Below are 25,655 nucleotides of genomic sequence, written 5' to 3' on the forward strand. Positions count from 1 at the left end.
GATTTGGCTTTTGGCCGGCCGACCCCGCTTTTTTGACGGCCCGCCCGACGCCGGAAGACTGGACGGCGATATTGTATTTTTCAAGCCGGGGAGCCCCGGAGACGGGCAGATGGCGTCGAAGTTTCCCCATGAATTGTAGGATTTTCCAAGGATTTGTGACGAAAGCCAATCTTAAGACTCGATCGCTACCTTTGGTTGGGGATCGAGGGGAATAGATTGAAGATCATTGACGTTCTGCGCCAGCGCATACGAGCGGCCGCCAGGTTTGCGAGAGCATCGCTCATACCGGCGGCGATCGCCGGCCTCGTCGTCTTTACGGGCGGGCACGGCTATGAGCGGCAAAATCGCGAAAACTTCCAGAACGACCTCAGGATCGACGTCGAGAACGAACTGAACCTCATCGCCAACCGGTTGCAATCGGAAGTAAATACCAACATTGCGGCGCTGAACGGCTTTGCGAACAGCATTGGCGTGCACCCGACCATGACACCTGATGACTTCACCGTCATGGCCACGAAGCTTCTTTTGCAGAATCCGCAGATGGCCCGGGCCTCGGCAGCGCCGGGCGGCGTCGTGCGGATCGCCTTTCCGCGCGAGAGCCAGCAATGGTTCGTCGGCAGTGATTTCAACCGGTTCGGCGCCACGAGGCACGCCATCCAACGGGCGTCGTCGACGGTGCGGCCGGTGATGATCGGCCCGATCCGCCTACCGAGCGGCCGCAGCGGATTTGAGCTTTTCCTTCCGGTGTTCTCCAAGATCCAGGGGCGCATGGAACGCTGGGGCTATGTCGAGGCGATCATCGACGAAAAGGCGCTTTATCGCGCAGCGCGCCTGCTCGAGACGGGCGGAGAAGCCCCGGAGCTGACGAAGGATCATCGCCACGTCGACGTTCACCTTGCGATCCGGGACATTTCCGAACCGGAACGGATTCAGGACGCGTTCTACGGTGACGACGCGCTCTTCCGCGACGCGCCGGTCACGCGTCGGCTTGACCTGGCAGGCGGCGTCTGGGAACTGGCAGCCATGCCGGTCGGCGGGTGGGAGCAGCTTCCCGAAAACAGTGACAGCATTCGTCTGGCAATCATTGCAGCCGTTGCGGTCGTCGTCATCCCGATCCTCTTGACAGGTGGTCTTGTCAACGAACGCCAGCGCAACATCGCCAAATTGAAGGCGCGCGAAGGGGAGGTGATGACGCTGTCCCACCGCCTGAACCTTGCGCTCGACGCCTCCAAGATCGGCATCTGGGAGATCGACGTCGAGACGCAGCAGCGCTCCTGGGATGACCGGATGTTCCACCTGCATGGGCTGGAAGCCCACCTGGACGAGCCGACCTATGAAGAGTGGCGCGCGACCGTGCATCCGGACGATATCGGCATTGCCGCCAATGCGCTGTTCCGCAGTCTCGACGATGGCCTGGAATACCGCTCGCAGTATCGTGTCGTCCTTGCCGGTGGTGCCGTGCGCCACATCCGCAACGTCGGCTCCAGCCATCGCGGCGCCGACGGCCGTGCAAAGGTCACCGGGATCAGCTGGGACGTGACCGAAGATGTTCTGAAGAACGAGCGGCTGAGTGCAGCCAAAGCGCAGGTCGACCAGCAGAACCTCGAGCTTGAGCAGGCGTTGAAGGGTCTCTACGAGCGGGAGCAGGACCTCGAGCTTCTGTCACGGCGCCTCGACCTCGCGCTCGATTCCTATCGCTGCGGCATGTGGGAGGCGGATCTCGACAACAACGTCGTCTATTGGGACGAGCGCATGCACCAGCTCTACGGCTTGGTCTACACCGACGGGGCCACGAACGAAGAGACATGGCTCGCGACGCTTCATGCCGATGATCGGCAGCCGGCACTGGAGGCGGTCAACCGCGCCATTGCCGCGGATGAAACCTACGTGCATCAGGCGCGTGTGTTGCTGTCGACCGGGGGCGTGCGCCACATTCGCTCGGTTGGAAAGCTTCATATGGCGCCCGATGGTGCGCGAAAGTTTGTCGGCATGGCGCTTGATGTCACCGAAGACGTGCTGATGACCGAGCAGTTGCGCGCGGCCAAGGCGATGGCGGACGCCAAGAATGCCGAGCTGGAACAGGCGCGGGTGCGCATCGAGCACAATTCGCTTCACGACCCGCTGACCGGGCTCGGCAACCGACGCATGCTCGACAAGGCGTTGGAGCGCTTGGCGCGGGCCGGCGATCGCGAAGGCATCGCCATTCTCCACATCGATCTCGACCGATTCAAGCAGATCAACGATACGCTCGGCCATGCCGCCGGCGACGCCATGCTGATCCATGCCTCCGAGATTCTGCGCGCCAATACGTCACCGGGCGACATCATCGCCCGCATCGGCGGCGATGAGTTCGTGGTGGCCGTCACCGGCGCGCCGGGCGAAGCGGCGCTCGCGGCGCGCTGCGATCGGATCATTGCCGCGATGCGGCAACCGGTCGACTATAACGGTTTTCCGTGCCGCTTTGGCGTCAGCATCGGCGTTGCGATCGGACGCGGACCGGAGATCGACGCGCGCAAACTGCTCGTGAATGCGGACATCGCCCTCTATCGTGCGAAGGAGGCAGGTCGAAACCGCTACCAGTTCTTCACAGAGGTGCTGCAGGCGGAAGTGGTGACGGCCAAGCGTATCGCCGATGAGATCCTGGAAGGCATCGAGCGCGACGAATTCGAGCCCTGGTATCAGCCGCAGTTCGACGCGACCACGCTTGCGCTTTGCGGCGTGGAGGCGCTGGTGCGCTGGCGGCACCCGCGCGAGGGGATCCTGACACCGGATCGTTTTCTTGGTATCGCCGAGGAATTGAACGTGACCGCCGCGCTTGATCGCCTGGTTCTGGAAAAATCCCTGACCGACCAGATGCGCTGGGCCGCGGCTGGTGTGCGGATTCCCAAGATCTCGGTCAATGTTTCGGCGAAGCGGCTGCAGGATGATGATCTGCTGTCCTCGCTTGAGGGTTTGAGCATCACGCCCGGCCAGATCTGCTTCGAGCTGGTGGAATCGATCTTCCTCGACGAAAGCGACGACATTGTCGCCACCAACATCGAGGGCATCAAGAAGCTTGGGATCGATATCGAACTGGACGATTTCGGCACCGGCCATACCTCGATCGTCAGCCTGCTGAAGATCAAGCCGAAGCGCTTGAAGATCGATCGCCAGCTCGTGGTTCCGGTTCTGAGCGCCCGCAGGGAGCAGGCTCTGGTCCGCTCGATCATCGACATTGCCCGCTCGCTCAACATCGAGACCGTGGCCGAAGGCGTGGAGACCATGGCACATGCCGAAATGCTCGGTATCCTCGGCTGCGATGTCCTGCAGGGCTACGCCTTCGCCCGGCCGCTGAGCGCGGAGAAGTTCCTCGCTTTTGCGACCGAACGTGGCCTGCGGCTGGCATCGTGACGAAGGTCGTCGCCTCGGGCCGCAAAAGTCTTTCCCCGTCTTCGGCTTTCCACTAAGAGAAGGCATCCGCGTACGAAACGTACGGCCGTTGCTTGGTTAGGGTCGGTTGCCTTCATGTCGCATAACACTTTCGGTCATCTCTTCCGCGTCACCACCTGGGGCGAAAGCCACGGGCCGGCGCTTGGCTGCGTCGTGGACGGTTGCCCGCCCGGCATTCGCTTCACGCTTGCCGAACTGCAGGCCTGGCTCGACAAGCGCAAGCCCGGCCAATCGCGCTTCGTCACGCAGCGCCGCGAGGACGATCTCGTCAAGGTACTCTCGGGCGTCATGTTCGACGAGGACGGTGAGACGATGATCTCGACCGGTACGCCGATCTCGATGCTGATCGAAAACACCGACCAGCGCTCGAAGGATTATTCGGAGATTGCCAAGCGCTACCGCCCCGGCCACGCCGACTACACCTACGACCTGAAATACGGCATCCGCGATTATCGCGGTGGCGGACGGTCCTCGGCCCGTGAGACCGCGGCGCGGGTTGCCGCCGGCGGTATTGCCCGCAAGGTGGTGCCCTGTCTGGTCGTGCGCGGCGCGCTCGTCCAGATCGGCAAGCATAAGATCAACCGGGCCAACTGGGATTGGGCCGAAGTCGACAACAACCCGTTCTTCGCGCCGGATCCGGAGATCGTGCCGATCTGGGAAGAGTATCTGGACGGCATCCGCAAAGCGGGATCCTCGATCGGTGCGGTTATCGAGGTCGTCGCCGAAGGCGTGCCGGCCGGCATCGGCGCACCGATCTATGCCAAGCTCGACCAGGACATCGCGTCGAACCTGATGTCGATCAACGCCGTCAAGGGCGTCGAGATCGGCAATGGCTTCGGCGCAGCCGAAATCACCGGCGAAGAGAACGCTGATGAGATGCGCATCGGCGCCGATGGCAAGCCGGTCTTCCTCAGCAACCATGCCGGCGGTATTCTCGGCGGTATCGCGACGGGCGAACCGGTGATCGCGCGTTTCGCCATCAAGCCGACGTCGTCGATCCTCACCGAACGGCGCTCGGTCGACAGCGATGGCAACGAGGTCGATGTCCGCACCAAGGGGCGCCATGACCCTTGCGTCGGTATCCGTGCCGTGCCGATCGGCGAGGCGATGCTTGCCTGCACGATCGCCGATCACTACCTGCGTGACCGCGGCCAGACCGGTCGCCTCAAGTAGTTGGCCCAAGCAAGTCGGCCCCAAGTAACTCGGGAAGAACACCATGTCCTATGACCAGAAGCGTGTCGTCGATGCCATCCGCGCCTTCGAGGCCGGCGAAATCGTCGTCGTCACCGATGACGACGGCCGCGAGAACGAGGGCGATCTGATCGTCGCGGCGGTGCATTGCACGCCGGAGAAGATGGCCTTCATCGTGCGCCACACCTCGGGCATCGTCTGCACGCCGATGCCGCGCGAAGAGGCAAAGCGCCTGAACCTCAACGCCATGGTGGCGGAAAACGATTCCGCCCACACGACGGCCTTCACCGTCTCGGTCGATTTCAAGCATGGCACGACGACGGGCATTTCCGCCGACGACCGCACGCTGACGGTGCGCAACCTCGCCAATCCCAATGTCGGACCGACGGATTTCGTGCGTCCGGGCCACATCTTTCCGCTGGTGGCGCGCGAAGGCGGCGTTCTCATGCGCTCCGGTCATACCGAAGCTGCCGTCGACCTCTGCAGGCTTGCAAGCCTGCCACCGATCGGTGTCATCTGCGAACTCGTCAATGACGACGGCACCGTCATGCGCGGGCCGCAGGTCGCAAGCTTTGCCGAGACCCATGGCCTGAAGCAGGTATCGGTCGCCGACCTCATCGCCTACCGCCAGCGCAAGGAAACCCTGATTGAACAGGGCGGTTCCTTCGATATCGAGACGCCCTATGGTTCCGCCAAGGGGCATTCCTATTCGCTTCCCTGGGATCCGATGCAGCATCTGGCCGTCGTCTTCGGCGACATCCGCGACGGCGTCGACATCCCGGTCCGGCTCCATCTCGAAAATGTCGGCGCCGACGTTTTCGGCAAGGACTGCCAGATCGACCGCATCATGAAGCGTATCGCCGACGAGGGCAGGGGGGTCATCGTTTACCTGCGTGAAGGATCGGTCGGCGTCGGCGTCTCGCAAACCGCCCGCAAGGGCAAGCACGACCGCGAAGCGCATGACGAGGCGCAGGTTCGAGAAAGCGAATGGCTGGAAATCGGCCTGGGCGCCCAGATCCTCAAGGACCTCGGCATCAGCTCAATCCGCCTTCTCGCCTCGCGCGAACGCCACTATGTCGGCCTCGAAGGTTTCGGCATCAAGATTGCCGGAACCGATATCATCTGAGGCACGCGGCCAGACACGGACGCTTCGAGTTTCCATCTTTAACAAGGCCCGGCTCGGTGATCCGGGCCTTTTCCTTTCTGCGGAAACGAGCGCAAAAAAAAGCCGCGGTCGAAGCGCGGCTCTCGTTTGTCCTGGAGTTCTGCGCAGGTCAGGGCAGCGCGTCGTAGCCTTCGCCAAAGCCCTTGAGGTCAACCGGGATGCCGATGCCTTCTTCGGGCGACTGGAAGACGATGAAGGTCGCTGTTGCGCCGGAGCGGAACGTCTTCAGCAGCTCGTCTTCGAGCACGACTTCGGCATAGCATCCGTCGGAGAAGCAGCGCACGAAATAGGCGCGGCCGATGTCCTTGCCGTCAACATTGAGGCCGAGGCCATTGGGCAGAAGCACGCCGAGCGGTGCGAGGACGCGCAGGATCTTCGCCTTGCGGTCCGCAGTCTTCAAGACGACCACCGACAGGCCAACTTCCGGCCGGTCTTCGGCAATGACGTTCTGCATCAAGGCGCACTGGTCTGCCGAGGCGCCGGGCGGCTGATCGCAGACGATCGACCACGCGCCATGGTTGGACTTGACCGTGCCGGGTGTGCCGGCGGGCTGTTGGGCCAGGCTCTGGGCGGGGAGAGCCAGAACGGCAAGGCCGAAGGCGGCGAAGGCCGACAGTCGGGAAAAGAGGGGCAGGCCCATGTAAACCTCAAAACGTCGAATCATCAGGGCTATTCTTGAAGCGCGCAGGAATAAATGAAAAGCCCCGCGGGGCACATTCCAGCGCCATATGGCGGAAATTGGGCGGGGTATGCGCCCTATCCTTTGTGTAGCCGGTCGGGTTGCGCCTGATCGCGCCGCCGAGAGCGGGAGAAGACGTCATATAAGTTGATTCGTGGCGGCTTCCGAGGGGTGCCTGTGTGAAAAGCAACGTTTGTGCAAAAATGCCGCATGGGGTTGATTGGTCAGATGTTGCGGCATCGGACAAACTGTGGTTTGAAGCGCAGCAGTATCGCAGGGATTCTGCGTTCCGGTTTGATCCTGATCAAGCGCATTGGGGAGACACATTGTGAAAAACAAGGCTTATGCAGTTCTGGCAGCGCTTGCCTGTCTGCTTTTTGCTTCGAGCGCCTTTGCTGACAAGCCTGTCGAATGGCAGACGAATTTTCAGACGGCCGCTACGGGCATCATGGAAGAAATCACGTGGTTTGAACACTATACCCTGTGGTTCATCATTCCGATTACCCTCTTCGTTCTCCTCCTTTTGATCATCGTCGTGGTCAAGTTCCGCGAGGGTTCCAACCCGGTTCCCTCCAAGACCAGCCACAACACTGCGATTGAAGTCGTCTGGACCGTCGGTCCGGTCGTCATTCTTCTCTTCCTCGCGATCCCGTCCTTCCAGCTTCTGACCGCGCAGCTGACGCCGCCGGCCAATCCTGACCTGACGCTCAAGGCGACCGGCAACCAGTGGTACTGGTCCTACGAGTACGAAGTCGGCGAAAGCCCGCTCACCTTCGACAGCATCATGATGAAGGAAGAAGACCGCGCCACCCTCGGCAAGGAAGACAAGAAGGAATACCCGCGCCTGCTCGCCGTCGACAACGAAGTTGTCGTGCCGGTCGGCAAGACGGTTCGTGTTCTCGTCACCGCTGCCGACGTGATCCACGCCTTTGCAATGCCTGCCTTCGGCGTGAAGATCGACGCCGTTCCCGGCCGCCTGAACGAAACCTGGTTCAAGGCCGAGCGCGAAGGTCTCTACTACGGCCAGTGTTCCGAGCTCTGCGGTAAGGACCACGCTTACATGCCGATCGCCATCCGCGTGGTTTCGCAGGAAAAATACGACACCTGGCTCGCAGCCGCCGCAGGCAATCTCGGCGATGCGAACAAGGCGCTCATGGCGTCCATCGAAGCGGCAAAGACCGTCGACGTCGCCGCTAACGCCGCACAGTAATCGGAAGGGGAGCTCGACCCATGGCTGGAACAGCCGTTCATCACGACCAACGCCATGATCACTCCGATCATGGCCACGCAGACCATGCGCATAAGCCGCTGAGCTTCTTCCAGCGCTGGTTCCTGTCGACCAACCACAAGGACATCGGCACGCTCTACCTGATCTTCGCGATCTTCGCGGGCATCATCGGCGGCACTTTGTCGATCTTCATGCGCGCCGAACTGCAGGAGCCTGGCATCCAGATCTTCCATGGTCTGGCGCAGATGGTCTACGGCTTCGAGGGCGATGCTGCCATCGACGGCGGCAAACACATGTTCAACGTGTTCACGACCGCGCACGCGCTGATCATGATCTTCTTCATGGTCATGCCGGCGCTGATCGGCGGTTTCGCCAACTGGATGGTGCCGATCATGATCGGCGCGCCGGACATGGCGTTCCCGCGCATGAACAACATCTCCTTCTGGCTGATCATCCCGGCCTTCCTGCTCGTGCTGCTCTCGATGTTCGTCGAAGGACCGGCCGGTGCCTATGGCGCAGGCGGCGGCTGGACGATTTATCCGCCATTCTCGACATCGGGCATGCCGGGACCGGCGATGGATTTCGTCATCCTCGGCCTGCACATTGCCGGTGCGTCGTCGATCCTCGGTGCGATCAACTTCATCACCACGATCCTGAACATGCGCGCTCCGGGCATGACGCTGCACAAGATGCCGCTCTTTGCCTGGTCGGTTCTGATCACCGCCTTCCTGTTGCTGCTCTCGCTGCCGGTTCTGGCAGGCGGCATCACCATGCTCTTGACCGACCGCAACTTCGGCACGGCATTCTTCGCTCCTGAAGGCGGCGGCGACCCGATCCTGTTCCAGCACCTGTTCTGGTTCTTCGGTCACCCGGAAGTGTACATCCTGATCCTGCCGGGCTTCGGCATCGTCAGCCACATCGTCTCCACCTTCTCGCGCAAGCCGATCTTCGGCTACCTCGGCATGGCCTACGCCATGGTCGCGATCGGCGCCGTCGGCTTCATCGTGTGGGCGCACCACATGTACACCGTCGGCATGTCGCTCGACACGCAGCGCTACTTCGTCTTCGCGACGATGGTCATCGCTGTTCCGACGGGCGTTAAGATCTTCTCGTGGATCGCGACGATGTGGGGCGGCTCGATCCGCTTCACCACCCCGATGGTCTGGGCGATCGGCTTCATCTTCCTGTTCACCGTCGGTGGCGTCACGGGCGTTCAGCTCGCCAACGCCGGTCTCGACCGTTCGCTGCACGACACCTACTACGTGGTTGCTCACTTCCACTACGTTCTGTCGCTCGGCGCCGTGTTTGCGATCTTCGCCGCCTGGTATTACTGGTTCCCGAAGATGACCGGCTACATGTACTCCGAGTTCGTCGGCAAGCTGCACTTCTGGGTCATGTTCATCGGCGTGAACCTGGTCTTCTTCCCGCAGCACTTCCTCGGTCTCGCCGGCATGCCGCGCCGCTACATCGACTATCCGGATGCCTATGCCGGCTGGAACATGGTGTCGTCCTACGGCTCCTACATCGCTGCCGTCGGCGTGCTGATCTTCCTCTTCGGCGTCTTCGAAGCCTTCGCCAAGAAGCGCGTCGCAGGCGACAACCCGTGGGGCGAGGGCGCGAACACTCTGGAATGGCAGCTGTCTTCGCCGCCGCCGTTCCACCAGTGGGAACAGCTCCCGCGCATCAAGTGACGGGCAACGAACAGAAGCCGCCGGTTCCGGCGGCTTCACCCCGCCGGGAAACCGGCGACACACGGCCATTGCGGCCGGGACTTTTGCAGGGACAGGACATGACGGTCATCGACAATCACGAAGCAGTCGGCATGGAAGGCGTTGCGCGCCTGTCCGAAGCCTCTGCGCGCGATTATTTCGAGCTTCTGAAGCCGCGTGTCATGTCCCTCGTCGTGTTTACGGCACTCGCCGGGCTCGTGCTCGCGCCGGGCCATATCAATCCCTTCATCGGTTTCATCGCCATCCTCTGCATCGCTGTCGGCGCTGGCGCCTCCGGCGCGCTGAACATGTGGTATGACGCCGATATCGATGCGGTCATGAGCCGTACCGCCAAGCGCCCGATCCCGGCAGGCAAGATCCTGCCGCAGGAAGCGCTGGCTTTCGGCCTGACGCTGTCAGCCTTTTCCGTGATCATCCTCGGGCTCGCCGTCAATTGGCTAGCAGCCGGGTTGCTCGCCTTCACCATCTTCTTCTACGTGGTCATCTACACGATGTGGCTGAAGCGCTCGACGCCGCAGAACATCGTCATCGGCGGTGCTGCGGGCGCTTTCCCGCCGATGATCGGCTGGGCCTGCGTGACCGGTGCGGTTTCGATCGAGAGCATCGTGCTCTTCCTGATCACCTTCCTATGGACGCCGGCGCATTTCTGGGCGCTTGCGCTGTTCAAGATGGGCGACTATGGCGCCGTTGGTGTGCCGATGATGCCGAATGTCTGCGGCCAGGCGACCACCAAGAAGCAGATCGTCATCTACGCCGTGCTGACCGCCCTGATCGGCATCTGTCCCACCTTGCTCGGTTTCGCGAGCATCGGTTACGGCGCGGTCGCAGCGGCACTCGGCCTCGGCTTCATCTGGTATTCGATCGGCGTGCTGCGCATGCCGGAAGCGGATGAGCGCATGCTGCCGGCCAAGAAGCTCTTTGCCTTCTCGATCATGTATCTGTTCGTGATCTTCTCCGCCCTGATGGCGGATCACCTGATCGTCAATATCTGGCTGAATGCCGGGAGTATTGCCTGATGGAAACCGTCAAGCTCACTGATGCCCAGAAGAAGTCGCGCCGCGGCCGCAACATCGCGCTCGGTTTCGTCCTTTTCGGGCTCGTCGTCCTCTTCTACGTCGTCACGCTGATCAAGTTCGGCAACGGCATGGTCAACTGAGGCGGCCGCTATGAAGAACGCACCGGAAACCGCCCCCAAACAGCGCTCCAACGGCGTCGTCGTCGGCACCTGCCTTGCCTTCGTCGCCGGCATGGTCGGCATGGCCTATGCCGCCGTGCCGCTCTATGACATGTTCTGCCGCGTCACCGGCTATAACGGCACGACGCAGCGGGTCGAGCAGGCTTCCGAGGTGATTCTCGACGAGAAGGTGAAGGTCACCTTCGACGCGAACACCTCGGGCGGTTTGCCCTGGGAGTTCAAGCCGGTTCAGCGCGACATCGATATCCGCATCGGCGAAACCGTGCAGGTGATGTACCGGGCGAAAAACCTGTCGTCGAAGCCGACGACGGGCCAGGCGACCTTCAACGTCACGCCGATGCAGGCGGGTGCCTATTTCAACAAGGTACAGTGCTTCTGCTTCACCGAGACGACGCTGCAGCCGGGAGAGGAGATGGAGATGCCGGTGGTATTCTTCGTCGATCCGGACATCGTCAAGGCGGTGGAGACGAAGGACATCAAGACGCTGACCCTTTCCTACACCTTCTATCCGCGCGAGCCGTCGAAACCGGTCGCGCAGGTGAAGACGGAAGAGAACAAACTTTGACTGGAGGTCCTTTTCGGCTATGCCGGAAAGGCGACAAGAGAGAGACATTTCGGGGATTACTGACATGGCCGGTGCGCATCAGAAGAATCACGACTACCACATCATCGACCCGAGCCCCTGGCCGTTGCTTGCCTCGATCGGCGCCTTCGTCATGGCGTTCGGCGGCATCTGCTACATGCGTTACCTGTCGGGCAGCTCGCTGAAGATTTTCGGCCTCGAACTCGCCAACGTCTGGATCCTGCTCGCAGGCCTCGTCATCGTCCTCTACACCATGTTCGGCTGGTGGTCTGACACGGTGAAGGAAGCCCATGAGGGTCACCACACCCGCGTCGTGTCGCTGCACCTGCGCTATGGCATGATCATGTTCATCGCTTCGGAAGTGATGTTCTTCGTCGCCTGGTTCTGGGCCTTCTTCGATGCAAGCCTGTTCCCGGGCGAAGCCATCCAGGCAACCCGCACCACCTTCACCGGCGGCGTCTGGCCGCCGAAGGGCATCGAGGTGCTCGACCCGTGGCACCTGCCGCTCTACAACACCGTCATCCTGCTGCTCTCGGGCACGACGGTCACCTGGGCGCACCATGCGCTGCTGCACAACGACCGTAAGGGCCTCGTCAACGGCCTGACGCTGACGGTCGTGCTCGGCGTGCTGTTCTCCTTTGTCCAGGGCTACGAGTACGCGCACGCTCCGTTCGCCTTCAAGGACTCGATTTACGGCGCGACCTTCTTCATGGCGACCGGCTTCCACGGTTTCCACGTTCTGGTCGGCACGATCTTCCTGCTCGTCTGCCTGGTCCGTGCGCTCCGTGGTGACTTCACCCCGAAGCAGCACTTCGGCTTCGAAGCGGCTGCCTGGTACTGGCACTTCGTTGACGTTGTCTGGCTGTTCCTCTTCTTCTCCATCTACATCTGGGGCAGCTGGGGCGCGCCGATCGCTCACGGCTGATAGCGCGAGCATCTAGGTTTTTTGTACGAGGCGGTTGCAGCCATGCAGCCGCCTTGTTCTTTTGGTTGTCTGAAAAACACGGGATCAGAGCCGAGGGGGATGAACAATGCGGGTCGCTTTGTTTGCGGGTGTCTTGGTGCTCTCAGCGAGCGTTGCGACCGCCGCCGAAGTTGCCGACAAGGTGGTCGTCCACAAGGAACGGCGAACCCTGCAGCTCTTCCAAGGCGGCCAGATCATACGCGAATACTCCGTTGCGCTCGGCGGCAATCCTGTCGGACACAAACGGCAGGAGGGGGACGAGAAGACGCCGGAAGGGCTCTATCTCCTCGACTGGCGCAATCCGGGAAGCGGCTATCACAAGTCGATGCACGTTTCCTATCCGGCTCCGGCTGATGTCACCGCCGCGGCAGCAGGCGGTGTCGATCCGGGCGGCATGATCATGATCCACGGCCAGCCCAACTATTTCGGCTGGCTGGCGTTTTTGACGCAGCGCTTCGATTGGACGAATGGCTGCATTGCCGTTACCAATGCCGAGATGGATGAAATCTGGACGATGGTCCCCAACAACACACCGATCGAGATCAGGCCGTGAACGAAGACAAGGCACATTTTCCGCCGGTGGATCCGGTAATGACCGGGATCAAGGGGCTTTGCCCGCGCTGCGGCCAGGGCAAGCTTTTTGACGGCTTTCTCAAGGTCAAGCCGTCTTGCGCAAGCTGTGATCTCGACTACCGCTTCGCCGATTCCGGCGATGGCCCCGTGGTCTTCGTCATTCTGATCGTCGGCTTCATCGTCGTCGGCGCGGCGCTGTGGGCGGAGGTCAATTTCAACCCGCCGCTCTGGCTGCATTTCCTGTTGTGGATCCCGCTGGCAATCATTCTGAGCCTCGGTCTGACACGGATGCTGAAGGGCGTCCTGATCAATCTGCAATTCCGCAACAACGCGCGTCCGGGTGAAATCGACCGTGGCTGATATCGCGACCAGGAAGAAGGGTAGCCTGATCGGGCGCCTCGGCACATTCCTCCTGCTCGCCGTTGTTTTCGCTATCCTGGTGTCGCTCGGCACCTGGCAGATGCAACGGCTGTACTGGAAGGAAAGCCTGCTGACGGCGATCGCGGAGCGGCGGTCGGCACCGCCGGTGACATTGGCCGAGATCGAGAAAATCCTCGCTGGCGGTGGCGATATCGACTACCGCACCGTCTCGGTAACCGGCACTTTCGATCACAGCAAGGAGCGCCACTTCTTTGCCACCTACAACGGGCGAACCGGCTACTACGTCTTCACGCCGCTGACGCTGGACGACGGCCGCATCCTCTTCGTCAACCGTGGCTTCGTTCCCTTCGAACAGAAGGATTCGTCGACCCGTCTCGCCGGTGAGCTCCCCGCCTTCGTCGGCATCCATGGCCTTGCGAGACCGAAGCTTGACCAGAAGCCGTCGTCGCTCGTTCCGGACAATGATCTCGCCAAGAACATCTTCTATTGGAAAGACCTCGACACGATGGCGTCGTCTGTCGGGCTTCCCGCCGACAAGGTGATACCCTTCTTCGTCGATGCCGATGCGACACCCAATCCCGGTGGCCTGCCGATCGGCGGTGTGACCCAGTTCGATCTGCCGAACAACCACTTGCAGTATGCGCTGACCTGGTACGGTCTGGCCGGCGCCCTGGTATTGGTCAGCGGCATCTACGCCTTGCGGCGCGGGCGATAGCCGCACGCGTTGCGCCATGGTAACGCTGCGTGCGGAGAATGGCGGCGGGGACAACGATGACGATCATATCGAATGGACTGATTGCTTTGACCGGATTGCTGCATTTAGGCTTTCTGGTGCTGGAAATGTTTCTGTGGACCGGCCCGCAGGGGAGGGCTGTCTTCCGCATGACGCCCGAACAGGCGGAGACGACGCGTGTGCTTGCCGCCAACCAGGGGCTTTACAACGGTTTCCTCGCAGCCGGTCTGTTCTGGTCGCTGCTGCAAGCGGAACCGACCTTCGCCTTTCAGCTGAAGGTGTTCTTCCTTGTGTGCGTGGTCGTTGCCGCTATATATGGCGCGTGGTCGGTCAAGCCGCGCATCCTGCTGATCCAGGGCGGCCCGGCGATCGCAGCGCTTGTTTTTCTTCTAGTGGCATCCTGATCCATGGCATCATCGGCAGAAGCAAAATCCCCGATCACCATTCGCCTCTGCGGGCCGCGCGGTTTCTGCGCCGGTGTCGACCGGGCGATCCAGATCGTCGTCCTGGCACTGAAGGAGTTCGGCGCTCCCGTCTATGTCCGCCACGAGATCGTGCACAACCGCTATGTCGTCGAGGGGCTTGAAGCCAAGGGCGCGATCTTCGTCGAGGAGCTTGACGAGATCCCGCCGGAGCACCGCAAGCAACCCGTGGTCTTTTCGGCTCACGGTGTGCCGAAATCGGTGCCGGCGGACGCGGACGCACGCAATCTCTTCTATCTCGACGCCACCTGTCCACTGGTCTCCAAGGTCCACAAACAGGCGATGCGCCATAACCGTCTCGGCCGCCACGTCGTGCTAATCGGTCACGCTGGCCATCCCGAAGTGATCGGCACCATGGGGCAGCTGCCGGAAGGCGCAGTATCGCTCGTCGAGACCGTTGAAGATGCCGATGTCTACCAGCCGCCGGACCCGGATAATCTCGGCTTCGTCACCCAGACGACGCTGTCGGTCGATGACACCGCTGGCGTCATCAAGCGGCTGCACGAGCGTTTCCCGAACCTGACGGCACCCGCCGCCGATTCGATCTGCTACGCCACCACCAACCGCCAGGAGGCCGTGAAGCAGGCCGCTCCCGGCTGCGACCTGTTCCTGGTCGTCGGTGCACCCAACTCGTCCAACTCGAAGCGGCTGGTCGAGGTGGCGCTGAGGGCAGGCGCGAAGAAATCCGTGCTTGTCCAGCGCGCGTCGGAAATCGACTGGGACGAAATCGGCGATATCGCTACGGTCGGCCTGTCCGCAGGCGCCTCGGCGCCCGAAGTGATCGTCAACGAGATCATCGAGGCGTTCCGCGAGCGTTACCAGGCAAGCGTGGAACTTGCCGACACGGTGGAGGAAAACGAGAATTTCCTCGTCAACCGCGAGATCCGCCACGTGCCGCTGACCGCCGCCGACATGGCCTTCGTCAACGGCGAGTAATCCGCATTTTTTGCCCGCATTTTCTTGAGAGTGGAAAACCTTGGCAGTTTACACCGATATCACGGAAGACGACCTCTCCCGTTTTCTCACCGCCTATGACGTCGGCCAACTGACCTCCTACAAGGGGATCGCCGAGGGCGTCGAGAATTCCAACTTCCTGATGCACACCACCAAAGGTTCCTACATCCTCACGCTTTACGAGAAGCGCGTGAATGCCGGTGACCTGCCGTTCTTCCTGGGGTTGATGCATCATCTGGCCGAAGGCGGCCTGTCCTGCCCGCTGCCTCTGCCGCGTGCCGACGGCAAGCTGCTCGGCGAGCTCTCCGGCCGTCCGGCCGCGGTTATCTCCTTCCTTGAGGGCATGTGGCTGCGCAAGCCCGAGGCGAAGCATTGCCACGAGGTCGGCAAGGCGCTTGCCGCCATGCATCTCGCCGGCGAAGGTTTTGCGCTGAAGCGCGCTAATGCGCTCTCCGTTGGTGGCTGGCGGCCGCTCTGGGTGAATTCCGAAGCCCGCGCCGATGAGGTGCAGCCGGGCCTCAAGGATGAGATATCGGCAGAGCTCGAACATCTCGAGCGCCACTGGCCGAAATCGCTGCCGGATGGCGTCATCCACGCGGATCTCTTTCCGGACAACGTCTTCTTCCTCGGCGACCAGCTTTCCGGCCTGATCGACTTCTATTTCGCCTGCAACGACTACCTCGCCTATGACGTTGCCGTCTGCCTCAATTCCTGGTGCTTCGAGAAGAACGGCTCCTACAACATCACCAAGGGTATGGCGATGCTCGCGGGCTATGAGAGCGTGCGCAGGTTGACGCCGGCCGAGGTCGAGGCCCTGCCGCTGCTCTGCCGCGGTTCGGCACTGCGCTTCTTCCTGACGCGGCTTTACGATTGGCTGATGACGCCAGCCGGCGCGCTCGTGGTCAAGAAGGATCCGCTCGAATATCTGACGAAGATCCGCTTCCACCGCGCGATCGTTTCCAGCGCCGAGTATGGCTTGCGTGTTGGCGAGGCGTCCGCATGAAACATGTCGATATCTTTACCGACGGCGCCTGTTCGGGCAATCCGGGCCCTGGCGGCTGGGGTGCGGTGCTGCGCTACGGCGAGGTGGAAAAGGAACTCTCGGGCGGCGAGGCGGAAACGACCAACAACCGCATGGAGCTGTTGGCGGCGATCTCGGCGCTGAATGCGCTGAAAAGTGCATGCGAGGTCGATCTGCATACCGACAGCAAGTATGTGATGGACGGCATCTCCAAGTGGATCCACGGCTGGAAGAAGAACGGCTGGAAGACCGCGGACAAGAAGCCGGTGAAGAACGGCGAACTCTGGCAGGCGCTGGACGAGGCCAACCGGCGGCACAAGGTGACCTGGCACTGGGTCAAGGGTCACGCCGGCCATCCCGAGAACGAACGCGCCGACGAACTCGCCCGCAAGGGCATGGAGCCCTATAAGAAGGGGCGTCGTTCGGACTCTCTTCTCGTCAAATGAAAAACGGGCCGTTGAGGCCCGTTTCCAATTGCACTTGCGTCAGCGCTCAGAGCTGTTCGAGCATGGCGGCAGCGCCGGAAACGGTCGCCTGGCCCGGGCTCTCTTCGAGATTGAGCGTCTTGACCACGCCGTCTTCGACCAGCATCGAATAGCGCTTCGAGCGGATGCCGAGCGTCCCGGCCGACAGGTCGATGTCCATGCCGAGCGCCTTGGTAAAGGCGGCGTTCCAGTCCGAGAGGAAGTGGATCTTGCCCATGCCGCCGGAGGCCGTCGCCCAGGCGCCCATGACATGCAGGTCGTTGACGGCGACGACGGCGATATCATCGACGTCGCGGGCGAGAATGGCGTCGCGGTTTTCGAGGTAACCGGGCAGATGGTTGAGCGAGCAGGTGGGGGTGAAGGCGCCGGGAACGGCGAAAAGCACGACCCGCTTTCCCGCAAAGAGCTGATCGGTGGTCACCTCCACCGGACCGTCGGCGGTCTTTTCCTTGAAGGTCGCGGCTGGCAGCTTGTCTCCGACGGCAATGGTCACGGCACTCTCCTTGCGTTGCTTGCGTCTCAGCTTCTCCGCGCGTGTCGGAGAACTCGGCGGACTATAGAGGCGCCCTAATCAAAGGCAAGGGTCGTCTCCATGCTGCGATCTCGTGCGCGTACCGTGACAACGATCGGCTTGCCTTTGAGTTCCCGGTCCTTGCCGGTGAGCCTGACCGGAATGGTTGCGCTGAGTTCCGTGTCGCCTTCGGGTCGGATTTCCGGCTTGCCGAAGGTGACGCCGGAGGGACCTGCGAGAAAGAGCTCCGGATGGCCTTCGCCAGCCGGCAGGCGCAAGGAAAGGTGCAGCAGAGCGTTGGCGGGATCATACCGGCTCGCCGTCACAGAAAACTCCTTGGAGGGCGCTTCCGGCAAGGCGGCGACCGCATCGTCGATGCGTGCGCCATCAAGAGGGTTGTCGAAGTCGCCCTGCTTCAAGGCCAGCGTCAATTCCCCCTGGACAGGGATACAGATGTCCTCGCAGATGCCAAGAAACACCGACGCACGGATGTTGACGTCGCCCTCGCCATGGACGCGCTTCAGCGTCAAGGGGAAGGCAACCGACCTGTCATACCCGACATAGCGCACCACGCCGTCGTCGAATGTCTTCGGTACGGGAAAGCCGATCTTCTCAAGAACGACGCCGCTTTCCGGGTCGAGGGTGACCTGCGGAGGAATGCCGCTTGCGCCCGGCTCCCGCCAATAGGTCTTCCAGCCCGGGTTGAGTTTGACTTCGAGCGTTGCCGGGATCGTGCCATCCGCTTTCGGCGGCGCCGCGACCAGCCGGATCATGCCGCCTGGGGAGCTGACCCAGTCACTGGTGGTCGCCATGGCCGAGGTGGGGACAAAAAATGAGACGATAAGACTTGCCGCACCGATGAGCTGGGCCATGTTTTGATGTGTGGAGCACTGGAACATGTCGAAGCAATATCGCTTTTGCCGAGAACGCTCCAGACGCCCCAAGGGAAGTGACGATCATAATTGCTTGATCGCACACAAAGAGGTGAACGCCGTGCGTGCAATATTTCATGACCGCGACGCTGGGGCGCTTTTCATTTCGCAGCGAATTGATAGGCTGTCGGCATGATGGCAACTCCGGTGGCGCAAAAAAGACGCGAGCGAGGCTTTCTTGACGGTCAATTCCTGATCGCCATGCCCGGAATGTTTGACGCCAATTTTGCCCGTACAGTTATCTTTATCTGCGCCCATTCGGACGACGGCGCGATGGGCTTCGTGCTCAACCGGCCACAGCAGCTGACTTTCCCGGATGTGCTGCTGCACCTTGATCTTCTCGATGAAGAGGAGGCGATCCGGCTTCCGGCGATGACACGGGATTTCCAGATTCAGGCGGGCGGCCCTGTCGAGACCGGACGCGGTTTCGTGCTCCATTCCGACGATTATCTGAGCGATTCCAGCATTCCCGTCAGTGACGACATATGCCTGACGGCAACGCTTGATATCGTGCGTGCCATTTCGCGCGGGGAGGGGCCGGTCAGGGCGACGATGATGCTCGGCTATGCCGGTTGGGGTCCTGGCCAGCTCGAAGCGGAAATCGCCCAGAACGGCTGGCTGACTTGCCCGGCACGCGAGGAACTGATCTTCGACAAGGCGCTGGACGACAAGTACGACCGGGCGCTTGCGCTGATGGGCGTTTCGGCAGCGATGCTCTCGATGGACGCAGGTCACGCCTGACCGGCCGCAACGGCGGGCGATTTCCAAGCCGTATTTTATTCCGAAAGGCCTCGCCCGCCAGGTTTGCCGACGGGCGAGGGAAACGTTGTGCGCCTGTGTGAGCGGCGCCGCCTTGGATGCCTACGCCCGCTTCATCAGCGGAAAGCGTTCCTTCAAGAGCCTCTGAATCGATTCTGAGCCGATCGGCGGGCCGAAGAGGAAGCTCTGTCCGTAGTCGCAGCCCATCTGCGAGAGCTGGATCGCGTCGTCCTCGGATTCGATGCCCTCGGCCACCACCTGCATGTCGAGCTCGCGCGCCATTGTGATGACGGAACGCAGCAGAATACCGCGCTTGTCGCTCGGGTCGCGCACCAGCGCCTTGTCGATCTTGATCGTGTCGAAGGGGAAGCGGGTGAGATAGGAGAGCGACGAGTGACCGGTGCCGAAGTCGTCGAGCGCGAGCTTCAACCCGGCCTCCTTCAGCTTTTCGAGAACCAGGCGGGCCTGCTCCGGATTTTCCATCACGAGCGATTCCGTCAGTTCCATCTTGACCTTGCCCGGATCGCAGCGGTTCTTGTTGAGGATCGCGCGCACGTCGTCATAGAGCTCGTTGTTGAGCAGCTGCGCGCTCGAGAGGTTGATCGAGACGAAGATCGGCAGGTCGCCGGTCTGAAGCTGCCATTCCGTCAGGTCGCTCGTCGCCTGGTCGAAGGCAAACATGCCGAGCTGGTTGATCAGATCGGAGTTTTCGGCGATCGGGATGAACTCGGTCGGCGAGACATTGCCGCGCTTGGGGTGGTCCCAACGCATCAGTGCTTCGAAGCCGGCAATCTCGGCGTCGTTCAACCGTACGATCGGCTGATAGACCAGAGACAGTTCCTTGCGCTCGATCGCCCGCTTGAGATCCGCTTCCAGCTGCATCCGGTCCGATCCCGAGGTGCGGAAGGCGGGGCGGAAAGGCTCGACGCGGTTGCCGCCTTCCTTCTTCGCGCGGAACATCGCGAGCTCGGCATCATCGAGCAGACCGGCCGCACTCTGTTCCTGGTCGAGCCAGGAGACGAGGCCGATCGAAGCCGTGAGATTGATTTCGCGGTTGCCGTAGTTGAGCGGCACCATGATCGCCTTGCTGACGGCATCGGCGAAATCTGCGACTTTGGCCGGATCGCGCTCGGACATCAGGATCAGGCCGAACTGGTCGCCGCCAAGACGGGCGAGCGTATCCTGCGGTCGCAGCAGCCGGCGCAGGCGCCGTGTCAGGGCGATGAGGATATTGTCGCCGGCGGCAATGCCCAGGAGATCGTTGACCTGCTTGTAGCGGTCGATGTCGATCGCAAGCACGGTCGGGCGCACCGAATTGCTGCCGTCGGCCATCAGCAGCATCGCCTGCAGCCGGTCGAGGAACACCTGCCGGTTCGGCAGGCCCGTCAGATTGTCGAGCAGCGCATTGTGCAACAGCCGCTCGACCGAATTGCGCTGCTCGGTGATGTCGATGATGGTACCGACACAGCGGATGATTTCGCCATTGGCGCCAAGGACAGGACGGGCGCGAATGGAGAGCCAATGATAGTGGCCATCCTCGGCGCGCACGCGGAATTCATGATTGAGCTTGCCGCGGCGGCGCTCCAGAAGCACGTCGAGGGTGGCGCGGAAACGGTCGCGATCATCCGGATGCAGGCGCGGCAACCAGTTGCGCAAGGGGCCGTGCATGCTGCCGAGCGACAGGCCGAGCTGGGTCGAAATGTCGGGCATGGTCACCACGCGGTCGCGGGCGACATCCCAGTCCCAGACGGTATCGCCCGAGCCGGTCAAGGCGAGGGACTGGCGTTCAAGATCCGAGAACAAGCCCTGCTGGTAGCCGCTTCCCGCGACCGCATGCTGCATCACGGTGAAGCCGATCAGAAGCACGATGAGCACGAGGCCGCCGCCGAGGGCCGGCTGCACGATGTCGTTGGCAAGCTGGCCGGTGACCGCCAGCCACGCGCCGAAGAGCCAGACGAGGATGAGCAGCCACGCGGGAACGAGAAGAATGGCCCGGTCATAGCGGTTAAAGCCGAGATAGGCGATCAGGATGATACCAACCGTCGCCGTCAGCGCGAAGGAAAGGCGGGCGATGCCGGCGGCGATCGCCGGGTCGTAGACGGCGACACCGAAGAGCAGGCCGAGGCCCAGAATCCAGGCGAGCGTCGCATAGCCAAGGTGCTGGTGCCAGCGGTTGAGATTGAGATAGGTGAACAGGAAGATCACTAGACCTGCCGCAAGGAAGACCTCGGTGCCCGCTCGCCATATTCGCTCGTCACCGGCAGTGACGCTGATGAGCTTCGACAAGAAACCGAAATCGACGCAGATGTAGGCAAGCACCGCCCAAGCAAGTGCTGCCGTTGCCGGCAGCATCGAGGTTCCCTTGACGACGAACAGAATGGTCAGGAACACCGCGAGCAGGCCGGCGATGCCGAGTACAATGCCGCGATAGAGCGTGAAGGCGTTGACCGTATCCTTGTAGGAATCCGGTTCCCATAGATAGATCTGCGGCAGTTCCGGCGTCGCCAGTTCTGCGACGAAGGTAATGATGACGCCCGGCGGCAGCGTGATGCGGAAGACATCGGCCTCGTCGCTCGGTTCGCGGCTGAGCGCTGAGCCTTCGCTGGGGGCAATCGAGAGAATGCGCTTGGAGCCGAGATCCGGCCAGAAGAGCTTGGAGTTCACCAGTCGGAAATGCGGCGCGACGATCACGCGGTCGAGCTGTTCGGCAGAGACATTGGCGAGCGCGAAGACCGCCCAGTCGCCCCGGTGATCCTCGCTGTTCGAACGCACCTCAATGCGCCGCACGATGCCGTCGGTTCCCGGTGCCGTCGAGACCTGCAAGGCTTCATTGCGGCCGCTATAAATCTCAGTCGTCGCCGTCAGGTCGAGAGCGGTGTCCTCGCGCGAAATCTTCACAGGCTCAAGAGCCTCAGCCGCACCGCCGAGCGCGCAGAAAAACGTTGTGAGCGTGATCAGAAACGCTGCCAGCTTTGTGGCTGACCGGGCGAAGGGCGAGCGGGTTAGAGGCATCAAAGGGGCATATTCCTGTTCGGTAGGGCGTCGTCGGACAGAAGAGAAAAGAGCACGTGGTCCCGCCACTGGCCATTGATTCTCAAGTACTGTCTTAAGTAGCCTTCACGCTCAAAACCGGCCTTTTCAAGGAGCCGGATGCTTCTTGAGTTGTCCGGAATACAGGCTGCTTCAATACGGTGCAACTCAAGGGTCGAAAAGATGTAGGGAATTGCGAGCCTGAGGGCTGCATACATGTGGCCCTTGCCGGCGTGACGCGCACCCATCCAATAGCCGATCATGCAGTTTTGCCCGGCGCCGCGGCGAATATGCCCGATCGTGAGCCCACCAAGCAGAACTTCGCCTGGCTTGTGGAAAAGGAAGAGCGGCACCGCCTGGCCGGAGGCATATTCCTGTTCATTGCGGATAACACGGCTGCGAAAGGCGCTCTCGGTCATCTCGTCGGGGCGCCAGGTCGGTTCCCATGGCTCCAGGAAGGCGCGGCTCTCGTTCCGGAGCTGATACCACTGGCGATAGTCGGCGTAACGAGGAAGCCGCAACAAATAATTCTGGTTGGCGATCTCGACCGTCTCCGGCTGCCGCGACAGGAACCGAAAAACCGATCGTGTCATAGCTGCCTCCGAGGCCGTCCAGTTTACGCGGGACCTTAAATCGTCCGCCCGACAGCGCGCCTTTGCGCTGTCACAAACCGAAACGTTGCACAACTTTGCGCGCAAATCGAATCCGATTTTGCGAAAAGGCACAAAGACTTCACTGTTCGAACACGGTGGTTTGCGTCGGCGATCATTTGGCGGGCCCGGAGCAATTCCAGGAGCGATGTCAAACGGTTTTCCGTCCGCGATTGCGCGCCCCAGGCGCGGGATCATTTCACTGTTCCAATGAAGCAATGAAATGATCCAAGCCGAGTTAGCTTGCGACCGCCTGCGGTACCGGCGCCTTGCCAGTCAGAGATGACAGGATGTCGCCCATCGGGGCAAGCTGCTCCAACGGGCCGATCGCCGAGAGCGTCGGCGTCGTATCGAAGAACAGCCGGCCGGCAAGGTCGGTCAGGCGCTCGATGGTGATGCCGGACAGGCGCTCCATCAGTTCTTCGTTGGGGATCGGCCGACCGTAGAGCATCATCTGGCGGGCAATCTGGCCGGCGCGGGCGGCCGGGCTTTCCTGCCCCATCAGGAGCTGTGCCCGGATCTGGGCGCGGGCGCGCTCGATTTCCTGCTGCTCGATGGTCATCGAGGACTTGCGCAGCTCATCGACGATAACGGGCATCAGTTCCGGCAGGTTCTCGCCGCCGGTCGCAGCATGTACGCCGAAGATGCCGGTGTCGGAAAAGCCCCAGTGGAAGGCATAGACGGAATAACAGAGGCCGCGGTGCTCGCGCACTTCCTGGAAGAGGCGCGAAGACATGCCGCCCCCGAGAATGTTGGCGAGGATCTGCGAGCAGTAGAAGTCGCGCGCATGGTAGGCCTTGCCTTCGAAGCCGAGCAGCACCTGCGCGTCCATCAGATCGCGCGTCTCGCGGCTCTCGCCGCCGGTGTAGCGGGCGGCTTCAAGCACCGGTGTCGCGAGCGGCGTGCGCGGGAGCGACGAGAAGCGCTCTTCCACCTGGCGAACGAAGGCGTCGTGCTCGACGGCGCCAGCCGCGACGACGAACATGCGGTCGGTCGTGTAGTTGCGACCGAGATAGTGACGGATCTGATCGGCGGAAAACGACATGACCGTCTCGGGCGTGCCGAGGATCGGCCGGCCGACGGTCTGGTTGCGATAGGCGGTTTCGGCGAAGCGGTCGAAAACGACGTCGTCCGGCGTATCGTCGGCGGCACCTATTTCCTGCAGGATAACCTGCTTCTCGCGTCGCAGTTCCTCGTCATCGAAGACGGATTCCGTCAGGATGTCGGCGAGAATGTCGACCGCCAGCGGGACGTGGTCCTTGAGCACGCGAGCGTAGTAGGAGGTCGTCTCCGTCGAAGTCGCCGCATTGACTTCGCCACCGACATTTTCGATTTCCTCGGCAATCTGGCGGGCGGTGCGCCGCGCGGTGCCCTTGAAAGCCATGTGCTCCAGCAGATGGGCAATGCCATGTTCGCCCAGGGTTTCATTGCGCGAACCAGACTTGATCCACACGCCGAGCGCCACGCTTTCGAGATGCGGCATCTGCTCGGTTACCACCGTCAACCCGGAAGGGAGCCGGGTGCACTCAACTTTCATCATACGTTTCTTCTCGTTCTTACCCCCGGAGGCGGGTGCGCTCGCCGATAAAGGTCTCGACGCTCTTCAGGTCCGGATCCAGGATATCGAAACGCTCCTCCCTGTTCATCAGGTCAGCAAGCCACGTCGGAAGCGCCGGGTCAATACCACAGGCCGATTTTACCGCGTCCGGGAATTTCGCCGGATGAGCGGTGGCAAGCGTCACCATCGGGGCGGATGCCTTCTCGTACTTCTCGGCAACGAAGACGCCGACGGCGCTGTGCGGGTCGAGCAGATAGCCGGTTTGCTCCAGTGTCTTGGCGATCGTCTTGGCCACTTCCTTCTCCGAGGCGCGACCGGCACGGAACTCCTTGCGGATCGCTTTCAGCGCCTTCTCGCGAATGGTGAAGGAACCGGATTGTTTGAGGCCGTCCATCGCCGAGCGCACTTCGCCCGGGTCGCGGTCGTTCGCCTCAAACAGGAGCCGTTCGAAGTTCGAGGAGATCTGGATATCCATCGATGGCGCCGTGGTCGCCTTGACGTCACGCATCTCGTAACGTCCGGTTTTCAGCGTGCGGGCGAGAATGTCGTTTTCGTTGGTGGCGATCACCAGCTTGTCGATCGGTAGGCCCATGCGCTTGGCGACGTAGCCGGCGAAGATGTCGCCGAAGTTGCCGGTCGGGACGGTGAAGGAGATCTTGCGATCCGGCCCACCGAGCGCGATCGCCGTCGTGAAGTAGTAGACGATCTGGGCCATGATGCGCGCCCAGTTGATCGAGTTGACGCCTGAAAGTTTGACGCGGTCGCGGAAGGCCGCGTCGTTGAACATGCTTTTGACGAGGTTCTGGCAGTCGTCGAAATTGCCTTTGACGGCGATGGCGTGCACGTTCGATGCCTCTGACGTCGTCATCTGCCGCTGCTGCACCGGCGAGACCTTGCCGTGCGGGAAGAGGATGAAGATGTCGGTGCGCTCGCGTCCGGCAAAGGCGTCGATCGCCGCGCCGCCGGTGTCGCCCGAGGTCGCGCCGACGATGGTGGCGCGCTCGCCGCGCTCTGCAAGCACGTAGTCCATCAATCGGGCGAGCAGCTGCATCGCCACGTCCTTGAACGCGAGCGTCGAACCATGGAAGAGTTCCATGACGAAGGCATTCGGGCCGGTCTGGACGAGCGGCGCCACCGCCGGATGACGGAAGGTGGCATAGGCCTCGTCGATCATCTCGCGAAATTTTGCAGCCGGAATCTCGCCGTTGGTGAAGGGCTCGAGCACGGCGAAGGCGATTTCCTGGTAGGACTTGCCGCGCAAGGCACGGATTTCCTTTTTGGAGAACTTCGGCCATTCCTTGGGGAGGTAGAGACCGCCGTCGCGCGCGAGACCGGCAAGCAGCGCGTCGCAGAAGCCGAGAGGAGCGGCTTCGCCGCGCGTCGAGATATACTTCACCATGATTGTCCTTCGTCCACCTCAAG

General features: G+C 61.8%; 24 protein-coding genes. 17 read left to right on the forward strand and 7 right to left on the reverse strand.

Annotated features, from left to right (window positions below; all coding sequences use genetic code 11):
* The first annotated feature begins 216 nt into the window (after positions 1-216).
* From BBX50_RS16045 to ribB, 3 genes are all read left to right on the forward strand, one after another.
* A complete protein-coding gene (locus BBX50_RS16045; RefSeq protein ID WP_065776330.1) occupies positions 217-3,390 on the forward strand; it encodes an EAL domain-containing protein in 3,174 nt (1,057 codons plus the stop codon).
* Positions 3,391-3,504: 114 nt separating this feature from the next.
* A complete protein-coding gene (gene aroC, locus BBX50_RS16050) occupies positions 3,505-4,602 on the forward strand; it encodes a chorismate synthase (protein WP_065776331.1) in 1,098 nt (365 codons plus the stop codon).
* A 43-nt stretch (positions 4,603-4,645) separates the two neighbouring features.
* Positions 4,646-5,746: a 3,4-dihydroxy-2-butanone-4-phosphate synthase gene (gene ribB, locus BBX50_RS16055; RefSeq protein WP_065776332.1), complete on the forward strand. Its 1,101-nt coding sequence runs from the start codon at positions 4,646-4,648 to the stop codon at positions 5,744-5,746.
* Positions 5,747-5,894: 148 nt separating this feature from the next.
* Here ribB and BBX50_RS16060 read toward each other — a convergent pair whose 3' ends face one another.
* Positions 5,895-6,425 (reverse strand): invasion associated locus B family protein, encoded by a 531-nt coding sequence (locus tag BBX50_RS16060; protein WP_034801218.1) that lies wholly within the window; start codon positions 6,423-6,425, stop codon positions 5,895-5,897.
* Positions 6,426-6,792: 367 nt separating this feature from the next.
* On the opposite strand from BBX50_RS16060, the gene coxB reads away from it, so the two are divergent.
* The 13 genes from coxB to rnhA all read left to right on the forward strand — a co-directional run bounded on the left by coxB (position 6,793) and on the right by rnhA (position 16,754).
* Positions 6,793-7,674: a cytochrome c oxidase subunit II gene (coxB, locus tag BBX50_RS16065; RefSeq protein WP_065776333.1), complete on the forward strand. Its 882-nt coding sequence runs from the start codon at positions 6,793-6,795 to the stop codon at positions 7,672-7,674.
* A 20-nt stretch (positions 7,675-7,694) separates the two neighbouring features.
* Positions 7,695-9,383 carry a cytochrome c oxidase subunit I gene (gene ctaD, locus BBX50_RS16070; RefSeq protein WP_065776334.1) on the forward strand — a complete coding sequence of 563 codons (1,689 nt, stop codon included), beginning with the start codon at positions 7,695-7,697 and terminating at the stop codon, positions 9,381-9,383.
* Positions 9,384-9,481: 98 nt separating this feature from the next.
* Entirely contained in the window at positions 9,482-10,438 is a 957-nt protein-coding gene (locus BBX50_RS16075; RefSeq protein ID WP_065776335.1) for a heme o synthase, read from the forward strand.
* The gene (locus BBX50_RS29925; protein WP_139108510.1) at positions 10,438-10,578 is read left to right on the forward strand and encodes a zinc metallopeptidase; all 141 of its coding nucleotides are present in this window, start codon (positions 10,438-10,440) and stop codon (positions 10,576-10,578) included. The genes BBX50_RS16075 and BBX50_RS29925 overlap by 1 nt, the downstream gene beginning before the upstream one ends.
* 10 nt (positions 10,579-10,588) lie before the next feature.
* A complete protein-coding gene (locus tag BBX50_RS16080; RefSeq protein ID WP_065776336.1) occupies positions 10,589-11,182 on the forward strand; it encodes a cytochrome c oxidase assembly protein in 594 nt (197 codons plus the stop codon).
* A gap of 64 nt (positions 11,183-11,246) precedes the next feature.
* Complete coding sequence (locus tag BBX50_RS16085) at positions 11,247-12,125, forward strand: cytochrome c oxidase subunit 3 (RefSeq protein WP_065776337.1); 879 nt, start codon at positions 11,247-11,249, stop codon at positions 12,123-12,125.
* A gap of 106 nt (positions 12,126-12,231) precedes the next feature.
* Positions 12,232-12,717: a L,D-transpeptidase family protein gene (locus tag BBX50_RS16090; RefSeq protein WP_065776338.1), complete on the forward strand. Its 486-nt coding sequence runs from the start codon at positions 12,232-12,234 to the stop codon at positions 12,715-12,717.
* Complete coding sequence (locus BBX50_RS16095) at positions 12,714-13,097, forward strand: DUF983 domain-containing protein (protein WP_065776339.1); 384 nt, start codon at positions 12,714-12,716, stop codon at positions 13,095-13,097. Before BBX50_RS16090 ends, BBX50_RS16095 begins: the two co-directional genes overlap by 4 nt.
* Positions 13,090-13,833, forward strand: coding sequence for an SURF1 family protein (locus BBX50_RS16100; protein WP_065776340.1), 744 nt, complete (start codon positions 13,090-13,092; stop codon positions 13,831-13,833). Before BBX50_RS16095 ends, BBX50_RS16100 begins: the two co-directional genes overlap by 8 nt.
* A 56-nt stretch (positions 13,834-13,889) precedes the next feature.
* Complete coding sequence (locus tag BBX50_RS16105) at positions 13,890-14,255, forward strand: DUF1304 domain-containing protein (RefSeq protein WP_083213702.1); 366 nt, start codon at positions 13,890-13,892, stop codon at positions 14,253-14,255.
* Positions 14,256-14,258: 3 nt separating this feature from the next.
* Positions 14,259-15,269: a 4-hydroxy-3-methylbut-2-enyl diphosphate reductase gene (gene ispH / locus BBX50_RS16110; RefSeq protein ID WP_065776342.1), complete on the forward strand. Its 1,011-nt coding sequence runs from the start codon at positions 14,259-14,261 to the stop codon at positions 15,267-15,269.
* A gap of 40 nt (positions 15,270-15,309) precedes the next feature.
* Positions 15,310-16,290 carry a homoserine kinase gene (locus tag BBX50_RS16115; RefSeq protein ID WP_065776343.1) on the forward strand — a complete coding sequence of 327 codons (981 nt, stop codon included), beginning with the start codon at positions 15,310-15,312 and terminating at the stop codon, positions 16,288-16,290.
* Positions 16,287-16,754: a ribonuclease HI gene (rnhA, locus tag BBX50_RS16120; protein ID WP_065776344.1), complete on the forward strand. Its 468-nt coding sequence runs from the start codon at positions 16,287-16,289 to the stop codon at positions 16,752-16,754. The genes BBX50_RS16115 and rnhA overlap by 4 nt, the downstream gene beginning before the upstream one ends.
* 46 nt (positions 16,755-16,800) lie before the next feature.
* On the opposite strand, the gene BBX50_RS16125 is transcribed toward rnhA, so the two are convergent.
* Both BBX50_RS16125 and BBX50_RS16130 read right to left on the reverse strand, forming a co-directional pair.
* The gene (locus tag BBX50_RS16125) at positions 16,801-17,286 is read right to left on the reverse strand and encodes a peroxiredoxin (protein ID WP_065776345.1); all 486 of its coding nucleotides are present in this window, start codon (positions 17,284-17,286) and stop codon (positions 16,801-16,803) included.
* A gap of 74 nt (positions 17,287-17,360) precedes the next feature.
* A complete protein-coding gene (locus BBX50_RS16130; RefSeq protein ID WP_065776346.1) occupies positions 17,361-18,203 on the reverse strand; it encodes a protein-disulfide reductase DsbD domain-containing protein in 843 nt (280 codons plus the stop codon).
* 168 nt (positions 18,204-18,371) lie between these two features.
* Between BBX50_RS16130 and BBX50_RS16135 the strand changes: the two genes are divergently transcribed.
* Positions 18,372-18,977 carry a YqgE/AlgH family protein gene (locus BBX50_RS16135; RefSeq protein ID WP_065776385.1) on the forward strand — a complete coding sequence of 202 codons (606 nt, stop codon included), beginning with the start codon at positions 18,372-18,374 and terminating at the stop codon, positions 18,975-18,977.
* 120 nt (positions 18,978-19,097) lie between these two features.
* On the opposite strand, the gene BBX50_RS16140 is transcribed toward BBX50_RS16135, so the two are convergent.
* The 4 genes from BBX50_RS16140 to thrC all read right to left on the reverse strand — a co-directional run bounded on the left by BBX50_RS16140 (position 19,098) and on the right by thrC (position 25,632).
* Entirely contained in the window at positions 19,098-22,007 is a 2,910-nt protein-coding gene (locus tag BBX50_RS16140; RefSeq protein WP_083213699.1) for an EAL domain-containing protein, read from the reverse strand.
* Positions 22,007-22,618, reverse strand: a complete 612-nt coding sequence (locus BBX50_RS16145) for a GNAT family protein (protein WP_065776347.1) — start codon at positions 22,616-22,618, stop codon at positions 22,007-22,009. The genes BBX50_RS16140 and BBX50_RS16145 overlap by 1 nt, the downstream gene beginning before the upstream one ends.
* A 295-nt stretch (positions 22,619-22,913) precedes the next feature.
* Positions 22,914-24,215 (reverse strand): pitrilysin family protein, encoded by a 1,302-nt coding sequence (locus BBX50_RS16150; RefSeq protein WP_139108509.1) that lies wholly within the window; start codon positions 24,213-24,215, stop codon positions 22,914-22,916.
* A gap of 16 nt (positions 24,216-24,231) precedes the next feature.
* Complete coding sequence (thrC, locus tag BBX50_RS16155) at positions 24,232-25,632, reverse strand: threonine synthase (RefSeq protein WP_139108508.1); 1,401 nt, start codon at positions 25,630-25,632, stop codon at positions 24,232-24,234.
* Positions 25,633-25,655 lie beyond the last annotated feature (23 nt).

It is taken from the genome of Ensifer sp. LC11, from assembly GCF_001695835.1.
Classification (GTDB): domain Bacteria; phylum Pseudomonadota; class Alphaproteobacteria; order Rhizobiales; family Rhizobiaceae; genus Ensifer.